Annotated in this window: 21 protein-coding genes; 20 read left to right on the top strand and 1 reads right to left on the bottom strand. The window is 37.5% G+C overall.

The window, feature by feature from the left end:
- Positions 1-36 precede the first annotated feature (36 nt).
- Positions 37-1,662 (top strand): chaperonin GroEL, encoded by a 1,626-nt coding sequence (groL, locus tag IGI80_RS12885; RefSeq protein ID WP_002362559.1) that lies wholly within the window; start codon positions 37-39, stop codon positions 1,660-1,662.
- A 79-nt stretch (positions 1,663-1,741) separates the two neighbouring features.
- On the opposite strand, the gene IGI80_RS12890 is transcribed toward groL, so the two are convergent.
- A protein-coding gene (locus tag IGI80_RS12890; protein ID WP_438723124.1) for an IS3 family transposase occupies positions 1,742-2,886 on the bottom strand; the annotation gives its coding sequence in 2 pieces (ribosomal slippage) (positions 1,742-2,613 and positions 2,613-2,886; 1,146 coding nt in all).
- Between the two features lie 361 nt (positions 2,887-3,247).
- Between IGI80_RS12890 and IGI80_RS12895 the strand changes: the two genes are divergently transcribed.
- The 19 genes from IGI80_RS12895 (at position 3,248) to IGI80_RS12985 (ending at position 21,092) form a co-directional block, all read left to right on the top strand.
- The gene (locus IGI80_RS12895) at positions 3,248-3,967 is read left to right on the top strand and encodes a response regulator transcription factor (RefSeq protein WP_002356534.1); all 720 of its coding nucleotides are present in this window, start codon (positions 3,248-3,250) and stop codon (positions 3,965-3,967) included.
- 23 nt (positions 3,968-3,990) lie between these two features.
- The gene (locus IGI80_RS12900; RefSeq protein WP_174113909.1) at positions 3,991-4,701 is read left to right on the top strand and encodes a hypothetical protein; all 711 of its coding nucleotides are present in this window, start codon (positions 3,991-3,993) and stop codon (positions 4,699-4,701) included.
- A 16-nt stretch (positions 4,702-4,717) separates the two neighbouring features.
- Positions 4,718-6,265, top strand: coding sequence for a glucosaminidase domain-containing protein (locus tag IGI80_RS12905; RefSeq protein WP_438723819.1), 1,548 nt, complete (start codon positions 4,718-4,720; stop codon positions 6,263-6,265).
- Positions 6,266-6,483: 218 nt separating this feature from the next.
- The gene (locus tag IGI80_RS12910; protein ID WP_002356537.1) at positions 6,484-6,894 is read left to right on the top strand and encodes a GtrA family protein; all 411 of its coding nucleotides are present in this window, start codon (positions 6,484-6,486) and stop codon (positions 6,892-6,894) included.
- Positions 6,895-6,971: 77 nt separating this feature from the next.
- Complete coding sequence (locus tag IGI80_RS12915; protein ID WP_438723820.1) at positions 6,972-8,456, top strand: nicotinate phosphoribosyltransferase; 1,485 nt, start codon at positions 6,972-6,974, stop codon at positions 8,454-8,456.
- A 2-nt stretch (positions 8,457-8,458) separates the two neighbouring features.
- The gene (nadE, locus tag IGI80_RS12920) at positions 8,459-9,286 is read left to right on the top strand and encodes an ammonia-dependent NAD(+) synthetase (RefSeq protein ID WP_002356540.1); all 828 of its coding nucleotides are present in this window, start codon (positions 8,459-8,461) and stop codon (positions 9,284-9,286) included.
- 168 nt (positions 9,287-9,454) lie between these two features.
- The gene (locus IGI80_RS12925; protein WP_438723821.1) at positions 9,455-11,284 is read left to right on the top strand and encodes a heavy metal translocating P-type ATPase; all 1,830 of its coding nucleotides are present in this window, start codon (positions 9,455-9,457) and stop codon (positions 11,282-11,284) included.
- A 91-nt stretch (positions 11,285-11,375) separates the two neighbouring features.
- Positions 11,376-11,660: a (4Fe-4S)-binding protein gene (locus IGI80_RS12930; RefSeq protein WP_010710643.1), complete on the top strand. Its 285-nt coding sequence runs from the start codon at positions 11,376-11,378 to the stop codon at positions 11,658-11,660.
- Positions 11,650-11,925, top strand: a complete 276-nt coding sequence (locus IGI80_RS12935) for a GNAT family N-acetyltransferase (RefSeq protein ID WP_002356545.1) — start codon at positions 11,650-11,652, stop codon at positions 11,923-11,925. Before IGI80_RS12930 ends, IGI80_RS12935 begins: the two co-directional genes overlap by 11 nt.
- 167 nt (positions 11,926-12,092) lie before the next feature.
- Positions 12,093-12,329, top strand: a complete 237-nt coding sequence (gene secG, locus IGI80_RS12940; RefSeq protein ID WP_002356546.1) for a preprotein translocase subunit SecG — start codon at positions 12,093-12,095, stop codon at positions 12,327-12,329.
- A gap of 145 nt (positions 12,330-12,474) precedes the next feature.
- Positions 12,475-13,248 carry an alpha/beta hydrolase gene (locus tag IGI80_RS12945; RefSeq protein WP_025186670.1) on the top strand — a complete coding sequence of 258 codons (774 nt, stop codon included), beginning with the start codon at positions 12,475-12,477 and terminating at the stop codon, positions 13,246-13,248.
- A complete protein-coding gene (gene rnr, locus IGI80_RS12950; RefSeq protein WP_438723822.1) occupies positions 13,248-15,617 on the top strand; it encodes a ribonuclease R in 2,370 nt (789 codons plus the stop codon). Before IGI80_RS12945 ends, rnr begins: the two co-directional genes overlap by 1 nt.
- A gap of 12 nt (positions 15,618-15,629) precedes the next feature.
- Complete coding sequence (smpB, locus tag IGI80_RS12955) at positions 15,630-16,094, top strand: SsrA-binding protein SmpB (RefSeq protein ID WP_002356550.1); 465 nt, start codon at positions 15,630-15,632, stop codon at positions 16,092-16,094.
- 302 nt (positions 16,095-16,396) lie between these two features.
- Positions 16,397-17,116, top strand: coding sequence for a F0F1 ATP synthase subunit A (gene atpB, locus IGI80_RS12960; RefSeq protein ID WP_002356551.1), 720 nt, complete (start codon positions 16,397-16,399; stop codon positions 17,114-17,116).
- Positions 17,117-17,164: 48 nt separating this feature from the next.
- Positions 17,165-17,386, top strand: a complete 222-nt coding sequence (gene atpE / locus IGI80_RS12965; RefSeq protein WP_002356552.1) for an ATP synthase F0 subunit C — start codon at positions 17,165-17,167, stop codon at positions 17,384-17,386.
- A gap of 137 nt (positions 17,387-17,523) precedes the next feature.
- Entirely contained in the window at positions 17,524-18,054 is a 531-nt protein-coding gene (gene atpF / locus IGI80_RS12970) for a F0F1 ATP synthase subunit B (protein ID WP_002365031.1), read from the top strand.
- Positions 18,041-18,583, top strand: coding sequence for an ATP synthase F1 subunit delta (gene atpH / locus IGI80_RS12975; protein WP_002397092.1), 543 nt, complete (start codon positions 18,041-18,043; stop codon positions 18,581-18,583). Before atpF ends, atpH begins: the two co-directional genes overlap by 14 nt.
- Before the next feature lie 28 nt (positions 18,584-18,611).
- Positions 18,612-20,168, top strand: coding sequence for a F0F1 ATP synthase subunit alpha (gene atpA / locus IGI80_RS12980; protein ID WP_002356555.1), 1,557 nt, complete (start codon positions 18,612-18,614; stop codon positions 20,166-20,168).
- A gap of 15 nt (positions 20,169-20,183) precedes the next feature.
- Positions 20,184-21,092 (top strand): F0F1 ATP synthase subunit gamma, encoded by a 909-nt coding sequence (locus tag IGI80_RS12985; RefSeq protein WP_002356556.1) that lies wholly within the window; start codon positions 20,184-20,186, stop codon positions 21,090-21,092.
- Positions 21,093-21,098 lie beyond the last annotated feature (6 nt).

Consider the following 21,098-nt stretch of genomic DNA (forward strand, 5'->3'; position numbering starts at 1 on the left):
TATAATAGAAGAAAAAAATTATGAGGTGAAGAAATCATGGCAAAAGAGATTAAATTTGCAGAAGATGCACGTGCAGCAATGCTACGCGGAGTAGATGTATTAGCAGATACAGTGAAAGTGACATTAGGCCCTAAAGGTCGTAACGTTGTTTTAGAAAAATCATTTGGTTCACCATTGATTACTAACGATGGAGTAACAATTGCTAAGGAAATTGAATTGGAAGATCATTTTGAAAACATGGGCGCAAAATTAGTTTCAGAAGTTGCTTCTAAAACGAATGATATTGCTGGTGACGGAACAACAACAGCGACTGTTTTGACACAAGCCATTGTTCGTGAAGGCTTAAAAAACGTAACTGCTGGAGCTAACCCATTAGGTATTCGCCGTGGGATTGAATTAGCAACAAAAACAGCAGTAGAAGAATTACACAATATTTCATCTGTAGTTGATTCAAAAGAAGCGATTGCACAAGTCGCTGCTGTTTCATCAGGTTCTGAAAAAGTTGGCCAATTAATTGCCGATGCAATGGAAAAAGTTGGTAACGACGGCGTAATTACCATTGAAGAATCAAAAGGGATTGAAACAGAATTAGATGTGGTTGAAGGAATGCAATTCGACCGCGGTTATTTATCTCAATACATGGTTACTGACAACGATAAAATGGAAGCTGTTTTAGAAAATCCATATATCTTAATTACCGACAAAAAAATCTCAAATATTCAAGATATCTTACCTTTATTAGAACAAATTCTACAACAAAGCCGTCCACTATTGATCATTGCGGATGATGTTGATGGGGAAGCTCTACCAACATTAGTATTGAACAAAATCCGTGGTACATTTAATGTTGTCGCAGTAAAAGCGCCAGGATTTGGTGACCGCCGCAAAGCGATGCTTGAAGATATTGCTATTTTAACAGGTGGTACAGTAATCACTGACGACTTAGGGTTAGAGTTAAAAGACACAACTATTGAAAACTTAGGAAATGCTAGCAAAGTAGTTGTCGACAAAGATAACACAACAATTGTCGAAGGTGCTGGTTCAAAAGAAGCCATTGATGCCCGCGTTCATTTAATTAAAAACCAAATCGGCGAAACAACGTCTGATTTTGATCGTGAAAAATTACAAGAACGTTTAGCTAAATTAGCTGGTGGGGTTGCTGTCGTTAAAGTCGGTGCTGCAACTGAAACAGAATTAAAAGAATTAAAATTACGAATTGAAGATGCATTAAACGCAACACGTGCCGCTGTAGAAGAAGGAATGGTTTCTGGTGGTGGTACCGCACTTGTCAATGTAATTGGTAAAGTCGCTGCGCTAGAAGCTGAAGGCGATGTGGCAACAGGGATCAAGATTGTCGTTCGTGCATTAGAAGAACCAATCCGTCAAATCGCTGAAAATGCTGGTTATGAAGGATCAGTGATTGTTGACAAACTAAAAAATGTTGACTTAGGTATCGGATTCAATGCAGCTAACGGTGAATGGGTAAACATGGTTGAAGCCGGTATTGTTGACCCAACAAAAGTAACTCGTTCTGCCTTACAAAATGCAGCTTCTGTGTCAGCTTTATTATTAACAACTGAAGCAGTTGTTGCAGACAAACCAGAACCAGCTGCACCAGCTCCTATGATGGATCCATCAATGGGCATGGGCGGTATGATGTAAAAATAAAAAAGTATTCTAAAAGCTTACGATTGAAAGGAACTGACCTAAGATTGTGAGACAGGAATAAAAAAGCATCTTCCTAGACTGCTGATTTCCGATAGTCTATCGGCGATTGGTAGTCTAGTTTTTGTTGAATTCGACTTTCATTATAATAAGTAATGTATTTTTTTACAATTTCTATTACAATAGATGTAGGTTCATTTGTGAGCCCATCTAAGTAGAACGTTTCAGACTTTAGTGAGGCATGAAACGATTCGATGCAGGCATTATCTGAAGGTGTCCCTTTGCGGGACATACTCATGGTAATGCCTTTTGTTTTTATTTGATTCTGGTAGTCAAAAGAAGTATAAACAGAGCCCTGATCACTATGCAATAGACAATCCGTTGTTTGGGGCAATTGATCAAGTGTATCCAGAACAAAAGCCGTATCTTGCTTATCACCGATGGTATAGGCAATAATTTCACCATTGTATAAATCCATAATTGAAGACAAATACAATTGCTTTTGACCAAAAGGCAGATAAGTAATATCTGTTACCAATTTCTTTAAAGGAGCGTCTGAAGAAAATTGTCTATTTAGCTTGTTCTCGACAACCGTGTAAGGTTGTCCCACTTTACTGCGTTTCTTCATTTTCACGCGACAATTCCAATGATATTTCTGCATAATCTTTTGTACGGTGTTTTTGTTTACTTTGTATTCCTGATTAATCAACGCAGTAATCTTTCGATAGCCATATCGAAACTTATGCTGGAAGCAAAGTCGACGAACGGCTTCTTCAAGAGGTGTTAACTTTCCCACGTCTTTTCGATGAGTCCAACGATAATAAGTAGCTCGCGAAACGCCGAAAAGTTGACACAATGCAGTAATGGTTATTTTTCCTTTCATTTTTTTAACTAATTCTACAAATATTTCTGGCTCCACGTCCTTTCCAATTCTTTGTACTTTTTTAGCACCTCAATATGCATTTTTAAATAGTTATTTTCATTTCTAAGCTGTTGTTCATTTGATAGAATTTCTGGACCTTTACCATAAGCATATTGTTTTCCAACGGGTTGAACCAGACGATGATTCTCGCCATTACGGTACCAACGCCACCATGTTTCAATTTGTGTTTTGTTTTTAATGCCTAATTCTTCCATAATCGTTTTTACAGGAATATTCTCTTTTTTCATCTGTATAGCCATTTCTTTGATGTGGATCGGATAAGACACTCGATTTCCCATTGAAAAAGCACCTCCTAGTTAAATTCATTTTAACGTGAATTCAACAAGAGGTGCTTTTTTTATTTTGTCTCAGTTTATTGGGTCAGTTCAGAAAAATCGTAAGCTTTTTTTTACATAAAGAATAAATAATCTAAATAATATCTTTGCTTATGGTGTTTTCTCAAATATTTACTCAATTAACAAAAAAGATGATAATTTAAAGGCTTCGTTTTAGCTAGACAGCCTTGTTTTTATTCGATAAAATTTAGTAATAACAATCATTTTTTGAAAACTAGTAGTTGGTAATTTTTATTTATTAATAGAATATAAATAAAAATTATTATATTTTGAAGGGGAATATTAGGAAGATTGAGGTGGAAAAATGGAAAAATATACAATTGGTGTCGTTCCTTTGACAATTGAAACAAAAGAATACTGTCAAAATTGGTTTGTTAGTAATCAAGTAGAATGTCAGATCATCCAAGGAACAAATATACTTCTTCATTTGCACCATATTGATGGATTAGTGATTGAAGTTACTGACCACCAGCAAGTAAATACTTGTTGTGAGTTATTAATGACGATTCGCAAGCAGTCAGATTTACCGATTTGGTTATTTTCTCGGACAGAAGTAATTAGTAAAGTCAATCGAATTATTTATTTACAATTAGGTGCAGATGGCGTTTTTGATCATTCTTATGATCGTCAAGAATGCATGTTAAGCATGAGTAATTTATTGCAACGTGTAAAAAGACGTTTTTATCCTAAATTAGCTATTGCAAACGAGGAACAAACAGTTACTAAGAATCTTTCTGAGAGATTGTATTTAATTGCGCCAAATTTGAGTGTTTGCTTGGGAAGTGGAGAAGAAATTCTTTTAACAAAATTGGAATTTTTCACAATAGAGTATTTATACAAACACGCAGGACAAACAATTACATATGAAGAACTCTACAAAAATGTCTGGAAAGATACTGCGAATGAACGAAAATATCGTGTCGCTAATGTGATTTTCCATTTGCGCAAAAAAATTGAACAAGATGTGAACAAACCACAATATATCAAAACAATTCGCTCAAAAGGCTATATGTTAACGGTGTAAAAGGTACGAAGGAGGAGAAACAAATGTGGCAATTTTTGACTAAAAACAATGAAGATGAGGAGTATGAGAAGATGCCGGATTTTGAAAATGAACAATCGATGAAAGCACAACCAACGGTAACAGAAGAAGCAATCTTTGATGACGAGGTCGTTTATGCAAAAGAGCAATCCGCAAAAGTAAAACAGGTCCAGCAACAAGTGCCGACTGAACTGTCAGAAGAGTCATTTTCTTTTGTTGAAAAACTAGAAGAAGAAAATCAACTATATCAGCAATCCATTAAAAAGCTAACGGAGCAATTATTAATGCAAACCAATGAAGTGGAAGCATTACAAAAACAAGTAGTCGAAAAAGATGTTCAACTTAAACATGTTAAAGAAACATTAAGTGATAAAGAAACAACTATCACTTCTTTACAGAAACAATTGTCTGAAGAAAAGATGCAACAGAGACAGACCAGTGAAGAGAATTTAGACACAGCCGTTACGCTTTCTCAAAAAGAAATTGGCGAAGTGTTATTAGAAGCCAAACGTCAAGCAAAAGAAACAATTAGTCAAGCCAACCAACAAGTTGCAACAGTTCATGAAGAAATGGAACAACGTTTAGCAACTTTAACACGCATGAAGCAAGTGGCAAGAGAGTACCAAGCTTATTGTGAACAAATGCTGACAATCAAGAATGAATCAACAGGAACGTACCAACAGATAGAGCAGTTATTAGCAGAAATAAAGAGGTAAATGAAGGAGAAATGCGATGAAAAAAAGAAAGGCAAGATATTTGAAGTTGGTATGTATTGGAATTTTAGGGATTTATGCGGGAGCCAGTTACTACAATTCGGAACCATTAATCGCTCAAGAAGAGACCGAAACGAGGGACGAAAGTCGACAGCTATCGCTGGAAGAAAAAAGAGCGGACCAAGCCAATCAAGATCAAGGAACCCTTACTTCTTCAACGCTGAACGAAACAATAATAAGTTCGTCTGAACAACAAGAAAGTTCAACACAAAATGACAGCAGTGACCATCAGGAAAATAATGTGGAACCTTCAGAATCTGAAAATAGTTTACCGCCACAAGAAAAGACAATTGCTAGTACTAAACCAACCGAATCGTTACAAAGTGAGCAACCAGCGTCTGAAGAGCGTAAAGCACTCACTGAAAAGCCGCCTCATAATCAGGAACCACAAAATTCTACATTAACTGAAAAGACCAAAGAGCCGTTGGTACATTCAGAGGTAGACAATAGTCAAGAAAAGGAAAAGCAAGCAGGAATTCAACAACAAGCCGAGGCAAATTTTGTTGTCCAAGAGAATGCTTCTACTTCTGAGTTTATTATAAAAATCGGTGAAGAAGCACGAGTTATTGGTCAGCGACATGATCTATACGCTTCTGTCATGATAGCTCAAGCTATTTTAGAAAGTGGCTCGGGCAATAGTGCGTTAGCGGCGCCGCCAAATTATAATTTGTTTGGCATTAAAGGCGCTTATCAAGGTCAAAGTGTCAGCTTTTCCACACAAGAAGATGATGGTAAAGGGAAGATGACCACCATTCATGCCGATTTTCGTCAGTATCCTTCCTATAAAGAGTCATTAACAGACTATAGTAAATTAATCATCAATGGGCTGGCGGGTAATCCAACGTTTTATCACGGCGTTTTGAAAGCAAACACGACGAATTATCAGCAGGCAACAAAATTTTTAACAGGTCGTTATGCAACGGATACATATTACGATAAAAAATTAAACGCGTTGATTGAAACCTATCAATTAACTGAATACGATCAAGAAAAGAAGAAACCAGTAGTGACTAATTTGGCAGAAGAAAAGAAACCTTCGTTTGATAAGGAAGCAGTCAAAGAACAGCTAAAAAAAGAAGCAGTCATCTATGAAGTAAGCAAAGGAGATTCTCTCGCCACCATTAGCCAGACGTTTGGTGTGTCAGCAACAGCCATTTTAAAGCAAAATTCAAAGACTCAAGAAATGTTTTATATTGGCCAAAAGATCACGATTCCTCAGCATACAGCGGCGACTTCTCTAGAACCGAAAGAACAAGCGTTACTTCAATCACTAATAATCAGTAAATCGGTGACTAATGCTTTGAAAACAGCAGAGCAATCAAATGGTAAAGCGAATGACTCAAAAACAGAGTCTACTGAGTATTATGAAGTAAAAAGAGGAGAGACACTCGCAAAAATTGCAAAAAAAACGGGCTATTCCTTAACCGCCCTCAAGCAGGCAAATGACTTAACGTATTCTGTATTAACCGAAGGACAAACGATAGCACTTCCTAAGCTAAAGGACTAATGCTGATTTAACTTATTTGTCGATAGAGTCAATATATTATTAGACGAAGAGTAGAGGAAAAGTTCATTCATGGATGAACTTTTCCTCTACTCTTACTATGTTTTTCATAAATACTTAATAAATAGTAAAATTAGCAAGAGAATTGTGTCTTTACACAAAATAGATAGGTTTTCTTGCCGAAGTTTGATAAAATGATTAGTTGAAAGGATGCGTGAAAATTGAAAGAATTATTTCGTAAATACCGAGAAGTACTGGCTTATTTATTTTTTGGTGGTGCAACGACTGTCGTTAACTTAGTTGTGTTTTTTGTTTGTCAAAATGTGTTAGGGTTGGATTACAAGATAAGTAACACAATTAGTTGGTTTTTATCTGTTCTATTTGCCTTTTTCACGAATAAATATTGGGTATTCGCAAGTAAGCATGAAAGCATAGCTGGTTTTTTTAAAGAAATGGGCTTATTTTATTGGTACCGAATTTTATCTTTTGTGGCTGATATGGGTTTAATGATTCTCCTAATTGATGGCATTCATTTTTCATCGTTTTGGGCGAAAATGATTACACAAGTTGTAGTAGTGATTTTAAATTATTTCTTCAGTAAATTTTTCATTTTTAAAGAAAAAGAGGTCTAAGCAGATTTTAGGCTAAAAAAAATTTTTTTGTTATAATATAAACAAGTTTTTAATACAAAGAATAGAGGTAGAAAACGATGGACTATACATATGCAGATGATAGTTTGACATTGCATACAGATATGTATCAAATCAATATGATGCAAACATACTGGGAATTAGGGAAAGCAGATTTACATGCTGTTTTTGAATGTTACTTTAGAGAGATGCCCTTTAATCATGGCTACGCAATTTTTGCAGGTTTAGAACGTTTAGTCAATTATCTCGAAAATTTAACGTTTACAGAATCTGATATTGCATATCTCCGAGAAGTTGAAGAATATCCAGAAGATTTCTTGACGTATTTAGCAAATTTTGAATTTAAATGTACTGTACGCTCTGCTTTAGAAGGGGATTTGGTTTTTAATAACGAACCGTTAATTCAAATTGAAGGTCCTTTGGCACAATGTCAATTGGTAGAAACAGCTTTGCTAAATATGGTGAATTTCCAAACATTAATTGCGACAAAAGCGGCTCGAATTAAATCCGTGATAGGCGATGATCCTTTATTGGAATTTGGAACACGCCGGGCACAAGAATTAGATGCTGCCATTTGGGGCACAAGAGCCGCCTATATTGGTGGGGCGGACGCGACAAGTAATGTTCGTGCTGGTAAAATTTTTGGTATTCCGGTTAGTGGGACTCATGCCCATTCATTGGTTCAGTCGTATGGAAATGATTATGAAGCATTCATGGCGTATGCCAAAACACATCGGGATTGCGTTTTTCTTGTTGATACGTATGATACTTTGAAAGCGGGAGTGCCAAGCGCAATTCGAGTAGCTCGAGAAATGGGTGATAAAATTAATTTCCTAGGCGTGCGGATTGATAGTGGCGATATGGCTTATATTTCTAAACGAGTTCGTGAACAACTGGACGAAGCTGGCTTTACTGAAGCAAAAATTTATGCATCGAATGATTTAGATGAAAATACGATTTTGAATCTAAAAATGCAAAAATCAAAAATTGATGTATGGGGCGTGGGTACCAAGCTGATTACCGCCTATGATCAACCGGCTTTAGGAGCGGTGTTTAAATTAGTTTCAATTGAAGGTGAAGATGGTCAAATGAAAGATACCATTAAACTATCTAGCAATGCTGAAAAAGTGACAACACCAGGAAAAAAACAAGTCTGGCGCATTACACGTAAATCTGATAAAAAGTCAGAAGGGGACTATGTGACACTTTGGAACGAAGATCCTCGCCAAGAAGAAGAAATTTATATGTTCCATCCCGTTCATACCTTTATTAATAAGTATGTCCGTGATTTTGAAGCACGGCCAGTACTCCAAGATATTTTCGTTGAAGGAAAACGTGTGTACGAATTACCAACTTTAGATGAAATTAAACAATATGCAAAAGAAAATTTAGATTCACTTTGGGAAGAATACAAGCGGGACTTGAATCCGCAGAAATATCCAGTGGACCTTTCAACAGATTGTTGGAACCACAAAATGAATTTATTGGAAAAAGTGCGTAAAGACGTTAAACATTTAACGGAAACGGTGAATAAGGAGGCCTAGAAATGACAACACTTCAAGAAAAAATCATTCAAGAGTTAGGTGTTTTACCGACAATTGATCCAAAAGAAGAAGTTCGTAAAAGTATTGATTTTCTGAAAGCTTATTTAACTAAACATCCTTTTTTAAAAACCTTTGTCTTGGGAATTAGTGGCGGACAAGATTCAACATTAGCTGGGCGCTTAGCACAATTAGCGATGACTGAAATGCGCGAAGAAACAGGAGATATGTCGTATCAATTTATTGCGATTCGCCTTCCATACGGTGAGCAAGCAGATGAAGCTGATGCACAAGCCGCGCTAGCCTTTATCCAGCCAGATGTTTCTTTACGAGTGGATATTAAACCAGCAGTGGATGCAATGGTTGGTTCGCTAGAAAACGCTGGCGTTCAAATTAGCGATTTTAATAAAGGGAACATGAAAGCACGTCAACGTATGATTACACAATATGCAGTAGCTGGCGAAAATGCTGGCGCAGTAATTGGCACAGACCACGCAGCCGAAAATGTCACAGCTTTCTTCACCAAATATGGCGATGGCGGAGCGGATATTTTACCGTTATTTCGTTTAAATAAGCGCCAAGGAAAAGCTTTGCTGAAAGAACTTGGGGCACCAGAAGCCTTGTATCTAAAAATACCAACAGCTGATCTAGAAGATGACAAACCGTTAGTTGCAGATGAAGTTGCCTTAGGTGTCACGTATGATGCCATTGATGACTATTTGGAAGGCAAAAAAGTCTCGGAAACAGATCAACAAACAATTGAAAACTGGTATAAAAAAGGACAACACAAACGGCATTTACCCATTACAATTTTTGATGATTTTTGGAAATAAAAACACAGACCATCGGCGAATGAACGATGGTCTGTGTTTTTTTTACATAACTACTTTTCAGAAAGTAAACGTTGCTACAGCAACTATCCTATGATAATGAAAGTCGTTTTCATTTAGGTGTTTTCACTTTCTTTTTCAAAACAGAAAAGGTACGCTCAATAATGTAAAGTGAATGATGGGAGAGAAAAAGAGATGAAGCATGTAACAAAATTGGGGATTACAATTATAACAGGAGTTTTGGCATTATTATTTGAATTTATTTTACATCAGCCGAATTGGGCGTATGGCATTATTTTAATAACAGGTTCTGTAATGGCGTTAATGATGTTCTGGGAAATGATTCAAACCTTACGTGAAGGAAAATATGGTGTCGATATTTTAGCGATTACCGCTATCGTTGCAACCTTAGCTGTGGGAGAATACTGGGCCAGTTTGATGATTTTAATTATGTTGACTGGTGGTGATTCATTAGAAGACTATGCCGCTGGAAAAGCTAACCAAGAGCTGAAGTCATTATTGGATAACTCGCCACAAAAAGCTCATCGCTTGAATGGCGAAAATTTAGAAGCTGTTTCTGTTGAGGAAATCAATGTTGGCGATGAATTAGTAGTAAAACCAGGGGAACTAGTTCCAGTTGATGGCTTGGTAAAAACCGGGACATCAACAGTCGATGAATCTTCATTAACAGGAGAATCAAAACCAATTGAAAAAAATCCTGGGGATGAATTAATGTCGGGTTCCGTGAATGGTGATGGCTCTTTGAAAATGGTTGCTGAAAAAACTGTAGCCGACAGTCAATATCAAACAATTGTGAACTTAGTGAAAGAATCTGCGGCACGTCCAGCTCATTTTGTACGTTTAGCAGACCGCTATGCGGTACCTTTTACACTAGTTGCCTACCTAATTGCAGGTGTTGCTTGGTTTGTTTCAAAAAGTCCGACGCGTTTTGCGGAAGTCTTAGTTGTTGCTTCGCCGTGTCCTTTAATTCTATCTGCCCCAATTGCTTTAGTGGCAGGGATGGGTCGTTCAAGTCGTCATGGGGTCGTTATTAAATCGGGAACGATGGTCGAAAAATTAGCTTCTGCAAAAACGATTGCGTTTGATAAAACAGGCACGATTACGCAAGGACAACTTTCTGTTGATCAAGTCCAACCAATCAATGCTGAAATAACTGCTGCTGAATTAGTGGGATTGGCAGCAAGCGTGGAACAAGAATCAAGTCACATTTTAGCTAGATCAATTGTTGCTTATGCCAGAAAGCAAGATGTCCCATTAAAAAATATTACAGATCTAGCGGAAGTTTCTGGTGCTGGCGTGAAGGCATTTGTGGATGGTGCTGAGATACGGGTAGGTAAAAAGAATTTTGTGACACAAGAGTCTCAAACAACTGAAAAAATTGATAAAACGACCATTCATATTTCACGTAATGGCACATATTTAGGCCGAATTACTTTTACAGACACAGTACGACCAGAAGCAAAAGAGACTATGGAAAAATTACACCAATTACATCTTCAACGAATTTTAATGCTGACGGGGGATCAAGAATCCGTCGCAGAAACGATTGCTGCAGAAGTAGGAATTACCGAAGTACATGGGGAATGTTTACCACAAGATAAGTTAACTATTCTAAAAGAATTGCCTAAAGAAAATCATCCAGTCATCATGGTAGGAGATGGTGTAAATGATGCACCTTCGCTTGCTGCTGCAGACGTAGGTATTGCTATGGGCGCTCATGGAGCTACTGCGGCTAGTGAAACTGCTGACGTTGTTATTTTAAAAGATGACTTAAGTAAAGTCAGCCAAGCGGTCGAAATTGCCCAAGATACCATGAAAATTGCCAAACAATCTGTATTAATCGGAATTTTTATCTGCGTTTTACTAATGTTAATTGCTAGTACCGGGATTATTCCAGCGCTAATCGGGGCTATGCTACAAGAAGTTGTGGACACTGTGTCAATCTTATCTGCTTTGCGAGCTCGTCGAATTGGCAAGTAAGGTGGAACAATTAATTGCCTGAATGTCCAGCTTAGTGGTAAAATAAAGGTACGTTTTTAATATTAATAAGTTACAGGGGAGAGATTGTGCAATGAAAGGAAACCAAATAGATGGGCAACCAGTCACGGAAGAACAACTATTAAAAGAAGGCTACCGTAAATATACTGGGAAAGGAATTGATATCTTTTATAATAAAGATATTTGTGAACATATTGGTAATTGTGTTCGCGGAAATCCAGAAGTCTTTGAAGTTGGTCGGAAACCATGGATTATTCCAGATAACGGAAGTGTTGAAAATGACATGATTGTAGTTGATTCATGTCCAAGTGGCGCTCTAAAATATATTCGGAAAGCAGGGAACGAGTATGCAAATTAAAGAAGAAAACAATCGTTTTGCTCTATATAACGATGAAAACCAAGAAATTGGTGAAATGACTTGGTCAGATGCTGGCGAAAGCATGATGATTATTGATCATACGTTTGTTGATCCAACTTATCGTGGACAAAAATTAGCTGAAAAACTTGTTTTAGCCGGTGTTGAAAAAGCGAGAAAAGAGCATAAAAAAATTATTCCGCTATGTCCATTTGCCAAAAAAGAATTTGATACTAAACCTGAATACGGAGACGTATTGAGAAAATAAAGAAGAAACTAGCAACAGCCGCAAGTAGAAATCTGATTCCTACTTGCGGCTGTTGCTATTAGAGACAAATAAGGAAAGACATTAAATTTCACTGGTGTTTACAGATAAAATATGCTACATTAAAGTAGATGAATTTCGCATATTTGTATAAAAAGGAGAATTAACGCATGTATAATCTAATCTTAACGTTGGTCATCATTTTATCTGTTTTAATCGTCATTACTGTTATGATGCAACCAAGCAAACAAAACAGTGCAGCAAGTGCCTTCACTGGCGGTGCAGATAAATTATTTGGGAAGCAAAAAGCGCGCGGTTTTGAAGCTGTTATGCAACGCTCAACAGCAGTTCTTGGCGCAATTTGGATGATTTTATTATTTGTTTTGGCGTTCTTATCTTCAAAATAAGTACGTAATCTTTTAAAAAGACAAGTTTAGAACAGAGAGATGAGTGCGGACACTTATTTTTCTGTTCTTTTTCTTTCTGAAAAAGTCTTTGAAACTTATCATTTCGGAAGGTTTTCTTTTGAGAATATGATAGAATGAAGCTGAGGTGAGCGAAGTGGCAAAAAAAATCAATTTACCGAAGCCGTTATTTTCAGAAAAAGGAAAACGGGCGGTCCTTTTATTACACGCTTATTCTGGCAGCAGTAATGATGTACGGATGTTAAGCAGACGTTTAGAAAAAGAAAATTATACTGTCTATTCGCCTAATTTTTCAGGACATGGCACGCTAGTTCCTGAAGATATTTTAGATCAAACAACGGAACAATGGTGGCAAGATACACAAGAAGCAGTCGCTTTTTTGAGAGAAAGAGGTTACCAAGAAATTGCTATTTTTGGTTTATCAATGGGCGGGATTTTCAGTATGCATGCATTAACGGAACAATTAACAGGATTAATTGGTGGTGGATTTTTCTGTTCACCGATCTACCCTGTCGAAAATAAAGTCCCAGAAAATTTTGTATTATACGCAGAAAATGTGATGAAAATCGCAGAAGTTCCTGCAGAGGAACAACAAAGCCGGTTGCAATCGATTGAGCAACGAGTCAAACAACAATTAGGAGCGATTGAAACGATTGCTAGTCAGACGGCTGACAAACTAAACAAAATCCACACCCCTCTTTTCTTAGCGCAAGCTGGCAAAGATGAAATGATTGAGCCAATGGGCGTCTATCAAACGGCCCAAGCGCTAACACAAGCACGTGTGACCTTACAATGGTACCCAAACAGCGGACATGTCATTACGGTGAGTGGAGAACACAAACAATTAGAGCAAGATGTGGTGCAATTTTTAGCAACACTACCTTGGAATGAGGAGAAATAATGACAAAACAAACAATTAAAGAGCAAATTTTACATTTCATGGAAAGCCAAAAAAAGAAAAGCTTTTCAATCGAAGAAATTGCACAAGGCTTGAATTTAGAAAAAAGTTCAGATTTTAAAATTTTAGTGCAAACCATTGCACAAATGGAACGAGAAAAGTCAGTTAGTTTCAACAAAAAAGGCAAAGTCTTGTTACCAATGAAAGACTTATTAATAGAAGGAACGTTTCGTGCAAATGAACGAGGCTTTGGTTTCGTGACCATCGATCCTGAAGAACCAGATGTTTATATTCCGAAAGAGGCAACGAACTTTGCAATGGATGGGGACACGGTTTTAATCGATGTGATCCAACATGCGGATCCTTTTTCAGATCGCGGCGCAGAAGGTAAAGTCAAAGAAATTAAAGAGCGAGCAGTGAGCCAAGTTGTCGGAGAATTTGTGGCATATAGTGAAGAAGAAATGGCAGAAATGGGACTGTATGGCTACATGATTCCCAAAGATAAGAAATTGAATCAGTATACTGTATCAATTGCACCTGAAGGGATTAAGCCAGTAGATGGTAGCATTGTCATTGCTGAAATTACCTATTATCCAGATCAAGAATATCCAACGAGTATGGAAGGACTAGTCAAACAAGTGATTGGTCATAAAAATGATCCAGGAATGGATATTTTATCAATCGTGGTGGCTCATGGAATTCCCACAGCATTTCCTGATGAAGTTTTAGCTGAAGCGGACCAAGTACCAGAAACTATTGCAGAAAGCGATTTAGTCGGTCGTCGGGATTTACGTGATCAGTTGATTGTGACGATTGATGGAGAAGATGCAAAAGATTTAGATGATGCGGTAACGGTACAAAAGTTAGCAAATGGCAATTTCTTTTTAGGGGTGCATATTGCAGATGTTTCTTATTATGTAACTGAAGGAAGCCAATTGGATATGGAAGCGTATGAACGTGGCACAAGTGTCTATTTGACAGACCGTGTTGTGCCAATGATTCCGCAGCGATTATCAAATGGGATTTGTTCGCTAAACCCACATGTTCCACGTTTAACCATGAGTTGTGAGATGGAAATTACACCAGAAGGAGAAGTTATTTCGCATGAAATTTTCCAAAGTGTAATCCAAACAACGGAACGAATGACCTATACAGCAGTCAATGAAATTTTAGAAGAGCAAAAACCTGAAACGTTAGAACGCTACAAAGAGCTAGTTCCCATGTTTAAAGAGATGGGCGAGCTGCACCATATATTAGAAGAGATGCGTATGCGCCGTGGTGCGATTTCTTTTGAAGATCGTGAAGCCAAAGTCCTAGTTGATGAAAATGGTCATCCCCAAGATATTCTTTTACGCACGCGTGGCGTGGGTGAACGATTAATTGAATCCTTTATGTTGGCAGCGAATGAAACTGTGGCACGTCATTATCATGACTTAAAACTGCCATTTATTTATCGGATTCATGAACAACCAAAAGAAGAAAAAATGCAACGTTTCTTTGACTTTGCTGCAGTACTTGGCATTCTTGTTAAAGGAACAAAAGAAAACATTTCACCAAAAGATTTACAAAAAGTTTTAGAGCAAGTTGAAAATAAGCCGGAAGAAGTGGTTATCAATACGATGTTGCTAAGAAGTATGCAACAAGCAAAATACTCAGAAGACAACTACGGACACTATGGGTTGGCCGCTGAATATTATACGCATTTTACTTCACCAATACGTCGTTATCCAGATTTAATTGTGCATCGTTTGATTCGCAGCTATAGCCAAGATCAATCTGAAAAAAATCAAGAAAAATGGAACGAAGCATTACCAGAAATTGCCAATCATAGTTCAAGTATGGAACGTCGCGCAGTTGATGCAGAGCGTGAAGTGGATGCCATGAAGAAAGCCGAATTTATGGTAGATAAAGTGGGAGAAACGTATGACGGGATCATCAGCTCAGTCACAAAATTTGGTATCTTTGTGGAACTGCCTAATACAATAGAAGGCTTAATTCACGTGAACAACTTAAAACAAGATTATTTCCACTTTATTGAAAATCATATGGCGTTAGTTGGTGAACGGACGGGAATGACTTTGAAAATTGGTCAGAAAGTTCAAATCCGTGTTGAAAAAGCTGATCCAGAAACAAGAGAAGTTGATTTTGAATTGATTTCAGCTGAGGAAGTCGCGCCAGTCGAAGGACCAAAAGGACGTAAAAAAGGTAAAGCCAATTCTTCAACTCGTTCAAATAATCAACGAAGAAATAAAAAAGATGAATCATTTGATGGTAAGAAAAAGAAAAATAAGAAAAAAGGCAAAGGCAAAAAACAACCTTTTTATAAAGAAGCAATGAAACAAAAAAATAAAAAAGGGAAAAAGAAGAAGTAGAGGAGGTCGCTTATGCCAAAAGGGGAAGGAAAATTAATCGCACAAAACCGCAAAGCTAGACATGATTATTCAATTATCGATACGGTTGAAGCAGGTCTTGTTTTACAAGGAACAGAAATCAAATCTATTCGTAATGGTCGTATCAATTTAAAAGATGGTTTTGCACGAATTCGAAACGGAGAAGCCTTTTTGTATAATGTTCATATTAGTCCATATGAACAGGGCAATATTTTTAATCATGACCCATTACGTACCAGAAAATTATTATTACACAAAAAACAAATTAATAAGTTAATCGGCGAAACCAAAAATACAGGTATCACATTAGTACCTTTGAAGGTCTATATTAAAGACGGCTATGCCAAAGTTTTGATTGGTTTAGCTAAAGGGAAAAAGCAGTACGACAAGCGTGAAGACTTGAAACGTAAGGAAGTTGACCGACAAATCAGCCGAACATTAAAAAATAACCGACGTTAAAAATGTAAATTTATTCTTTTTCGCATATTTGCTTGCCTTTCTTCGGATTAGGTGTAAAATCTGGTAAGTGTTGAGTAAATGAATGTAAATGATTCATTTTTTAATCGCTTCGGAAAGCAGTACCACCCTGCATTAGATTGGTTTATGGAAAAGGTTTTCCAACCAATTTTCAACACATGAAATTTTAAAAGTAAACTATTTGTAAATTATCAACAAGTGGTGGTACGATAGCTTTGCCAGGGATTATCACTCAGGAGTAGGATGAAACTTCTGAAAGATTGTTGGAAAAGAGGTGAATTGATTTGGAAGAGAAGAAATTACTCTTCAATATCGGACCAATTTGGTTTGATGGAACCATTGTTTTGATGGTGCTGTTGACGTGTATCATTGTTTTCGCCTTTGTCTATGCTTGTACGAGAAATATGAAGCTACGACCTAAAGGCAAACAAACGGTCATCGAATGGTTAGTAGATTTTATTCGTGGAATCATTACAGACAATTTACCTCGTAAAGAAGTGAGCAATTTTCATTTAATGGCGTTTACCCTTTTCATGTTTGTGCTTGTTTCAAACATCTTGGGTCTCGTTACAAAAATCGTTGTGGGCGACGATCTCAGCGTTTGGAAAAGTCCAACCGCCGATCCAATCGTAACCTTAACGTTAGCGATGATGATGATTGTCTTAACACACTTCTTTGGTATGAAACGCTTTGGTTTTAAAGGCTATCTAGTTAATAGTTATTTAAGACCCGTTGGTTTCTTACTACCGGTAAAATTAATGGAAGAATTCACGAATCTATTAACATTAGGCTTGCGTTTGTACGGAAACATTTTTGCCGGCGAAGTTCTATTGGGCTTGATTGCTGGAACCGTAGCAAGCGTTGGATTATGGGTTATCCCACTAGCAATTCCGCTAGAAATGATTTGGGTAGCATTCTCAATCTTTATTGGATGTATCCAAGCGTTTATCTTTGTGACACTTTCAATGGTTTATATGTCACACAAAATTGAAACAGAAGAATAATCAAGAAATACGAAGGACAAAAATTATCTTTTAGGAGGATTTTACACAATGGAAGGATTAAATTTTATCGCAGCAGCAATTGCAATTTTCGGTTCAGCTATCGGAGCCGCTATCGGTAACGGACAAGTTATTTCAAAAACAATCGAGTCAATGACTCGTCAACCAGAAATGTCTGGTCAATTAAGAACAACAATGTTTATCGGGGTCGCTTTAATCGAAGCTGTGCCAATTTTAGGTGTCGTTGTTTCTTTATTACTTTTATTCAGATAAGCAATAAAATGGAGGCAGGACGCTGATTATTATCGGGACCGTCACTGCTTTCTTCTATCTTTAGCCTTTTCAATAGCTGGTGATAAAGCAGTTGAAGAAGCTAAATCGATTTTTGCAGGAAAGGAAGTTGAGACTTCATGCTACTTACTACATTGGTAGTCGGTGAAACGGCTCCTAGTACCACACTAGGCACGATGATTGTTGTCAGTGGTGCATTTTTAATCTTGATGCTCTTATTAAAGAAATATGCATGGGGAGCAATCGTAGATATTTTGACACAACGTGAAGAAAAAATTGCCAACGATTTAGACTCTGCAGAACAATCTCGCGTAGCAGCAGCGAAAATGGAAAAAGAACGTCAACAACAATTACTTTCTTCCAGATCAGAAGCAGCTGAAATTATTAAAAACGCGAAAGAAAGTGGAGAACAGACTCGCCAAAAAACATTAAAAGAAACAACTGCGGAAGTTACTCGCCTACGCGAAAAAGCTCGGACAGATATTTCTCAAGAACGTGAAGAAGCATTGTCTTCAGTAAAAAATGAAGTGGCAGATCTTTCTCTTCAAATTGCAGCCAAAATTTTAAATAAAGAATTAACACCAGATGCACATGAAGCATTGATTGATTCTTATATTGAAAGTTTAGGTAAAGCAAATGAAACTAGATAAATATACAGTTGGTAAACGCTACGGCAAGGCTTTGTTTGAGTTGGCAGTTGAAAAGAACCAAGCTGAAGCAATTTATCAAGAATTATTGACGCTTCGCGAAGTCTATCACCAAGTACCTGGTATTGGCGATATTTTAAGTGATGATCGCTTAGAACCTTATGAAAAAGACAGCATCATGGAAAAACTAGTAACAAGTTTTAGTGAAATGATGCAAAACTTTTTGCGAGTGGTTTACGAATATCGTCGCATGTATGATCTGCTCTTGATGATTGATGAATATGAACGACGTTATGATGAGCACCAAGGACTAATTTTGGGTTCAGTGACAACAGCCATTCCTTTATCAAAAGAACAACATCAAGCAATGGAAGAAAAAGCTGCCCAATTATTAGGGTATGAACAAGCGCATTTAGTCAATTTAATTGACCCGTCAATTGTCGGCGGAGTGGTTATTGAAGCAAACCATCAAGTAATCGATGGCAGCATCCGCAAACAATTAGAACATATGCAGCAGAAGTTATTAAAATAATCTTTAGGACTACAAAGAGGTGAATTGAATGGCTATCAAAGCAGAAGAAATCAGTGCCTTGATTAAAGAACAAATCGAAAACTATCAACAACAGCTTGCTGTTGAAGAAGTTGGAACAGTCACTTACGTCGGTGACGGAATTGCCCGCGCCCACGGTTTAGAAAATGCCATGAGTGGAGAACTTGTTGAGTTTTCAAACGGTTCATACGGAATGGCACAAAACTTAGAAACAAATGATGTAGGGATTATTATCCTTGGCGATTTTGAAACCATTCGTGAAGGAGATAAAGTACAACGCACAGGCAAAATCATGGAAGTACCCGTTGGGGAAGCTTTGATTGGCCGTGTTGTTAATCCATTAGGTCAACCATTAGATGGTTTAGGCGAAATTAAAACAGACAAAACACGTCCTGTGGAAGCAACAGCTCCCGGTGTTATGCAACGTCAATCTGTTGCTGAACCAATGCAAACTGGCTTAAAAGCCATTGATGCCCTAGTACCAATTGGTCGTGGACAACGGGAATTGGTTATTGGAGACCGTAAAACAGGGAAAACATCGATTGCAATTGATACAATTATTAACCAAAAAGGACAAGATGTAATTTGTATTTATGTAGCGATTGGTCAAAAAGAATCTACTGTTCGTAACCAAGTAGAAACACTTCGTAAATTTGGTGCCTTAGATTATACAATCGTTGTGACTGCAGGGGCTTCACAACCAGCACCATTACTTTACATTGCACCGTATGCAGGAACTGCAATGGGTGAAGAATTCATGTATAACGGCAAACATGTCTTAATTATTTTTGATGACTTATCAAAACAAGCCGTGGCTTATCGTGAACTTTCTCTACTATTACGCCGTCCACCAGGTCGTGAAGCTTATCCAGGGGATGTCTTCTATTTACACTCACGTTTATTAGAACGTGCAGCTAAATTAAGTGATGAATTAGGTGGCGGCTCAATGACAGCCTTACCATTCGTTGAAACACAAGCAGGCGATATTTCTGCTTATATTCCAACAAACGTTATTTCAATTACTGATGGACAAATTTTCTTAGAAAGCGACTTGTTCTATGCAGGCACTCGTCCAGCCGTTGATGCTGGGTTATCTGTTTCTCGTGTCGGAGGATCAGCGCAAATCAAAGCAATGAAAAAAGTTGCCGGAACGCTTCGTTTAGACTTAGCTAGTTACCGTGAGTTAGAAGCCTTTACACAATTTGGCTCTGATTTAGATGCGGCAACACAAGCTAAATTAAACCGTGGTCGTCGTACGGTAGAAATTTTAAAACAAAAACTACATGCGCCACTGCCTGTAGAAAAACAAGTCTTAATTTTATATGCGTTAACACACGGCTTTTTAGATAGCGTGAGCGTAGATAAAATTTTACACTTTGAACAAGATTTATTCGATTATTTTGATGGCAAACATGCAGACTTATTGGAAACCATTCGTACAACGAAAGACTTACCAGATACTGATGCATTAGATGCAGCGATTACAGAGTTTTCTGAAATGTTTGCAGCGGCAAACAATAGCGGAGATTCAGCCAAAGAAGCTTTAGAAAAAATCGATAACGCATAAGAGAGGTGAGCGACATTGGGTGCTTCATTAAACGAAATCAAACAACGCATTGCATCAACAAAAAAGACAAGCCAAATTACCAAAGCGATGCAAATGGTTTCTGCAGCCAAATTGACCAAGTCAGAAGGCGCCTCTAAAAGCTTTCAAGAATATTCTTCAAAAATTCGTAGTGTCGTTACGCATTTAGTAGCTGCTCAGTTAAGTGAATTACGTGAAACAGAACAATCTTCTCTTAGTGAAGGGAGCTATCATGTGATGTTAGCACAACGACCTGTCAAAAAAACAGGCTATATCGTTATCACTTCTGATAAAGGGTTAGTTGGTGGCTACAATAGCTCAATCTTAAAACAAACCATGAGTATGATTCAAGAAGACCATGATTCTAATAAAGAATATGCCTTAATCGCCATTGGTGGTACAGGGGCGGATTTCTTTAAAGCACGCGGAATCGATGTTTCCTATGAGCTAAGAGGCTTAACGGATCAACCAACGTTTGAAGAAGTCCGTAAGATTGTGACAACGGCAACGACTATGTACCAAAACGAAGTGTTTGATGAATTGTATGTTTGTTATAATCACCACGTTAACTCACTAACGAGTCAGTTTCGTGTGGAAAAAATGTTGCCAATTACTGATTTAGATCCATCAGAGGCGACCTCTTACGAACAAGAATATCTTTTAGAGCCTTCACCTGAAGCAATCTTGGATCAATTATTACCACAATATGCAGAAAGCTTAATTTATGGGGCGATCATTGATGCGAAAACAGCAGAACATGCTGCTGGGATGACCGCCATGAAAACAGCCACTGACAATGCGCAAAATATTATTAGCGATTTAACAATTTCTTATAACCGTGCTCGTCAAGGGGCGATTACCCAAGAAATTACAGAAATTGTTGCTGGTGCAGCTGCACTAGAATAATCTAGT

The organism is Enterococcus sp. DIV1420a (assembly GCF_051712165.1).
GTDB lineage: Bacteria > Bacillota > Bacilli > Lactobacillales > Enterococcaceae > Enterococcus > Enterococcus faecalis.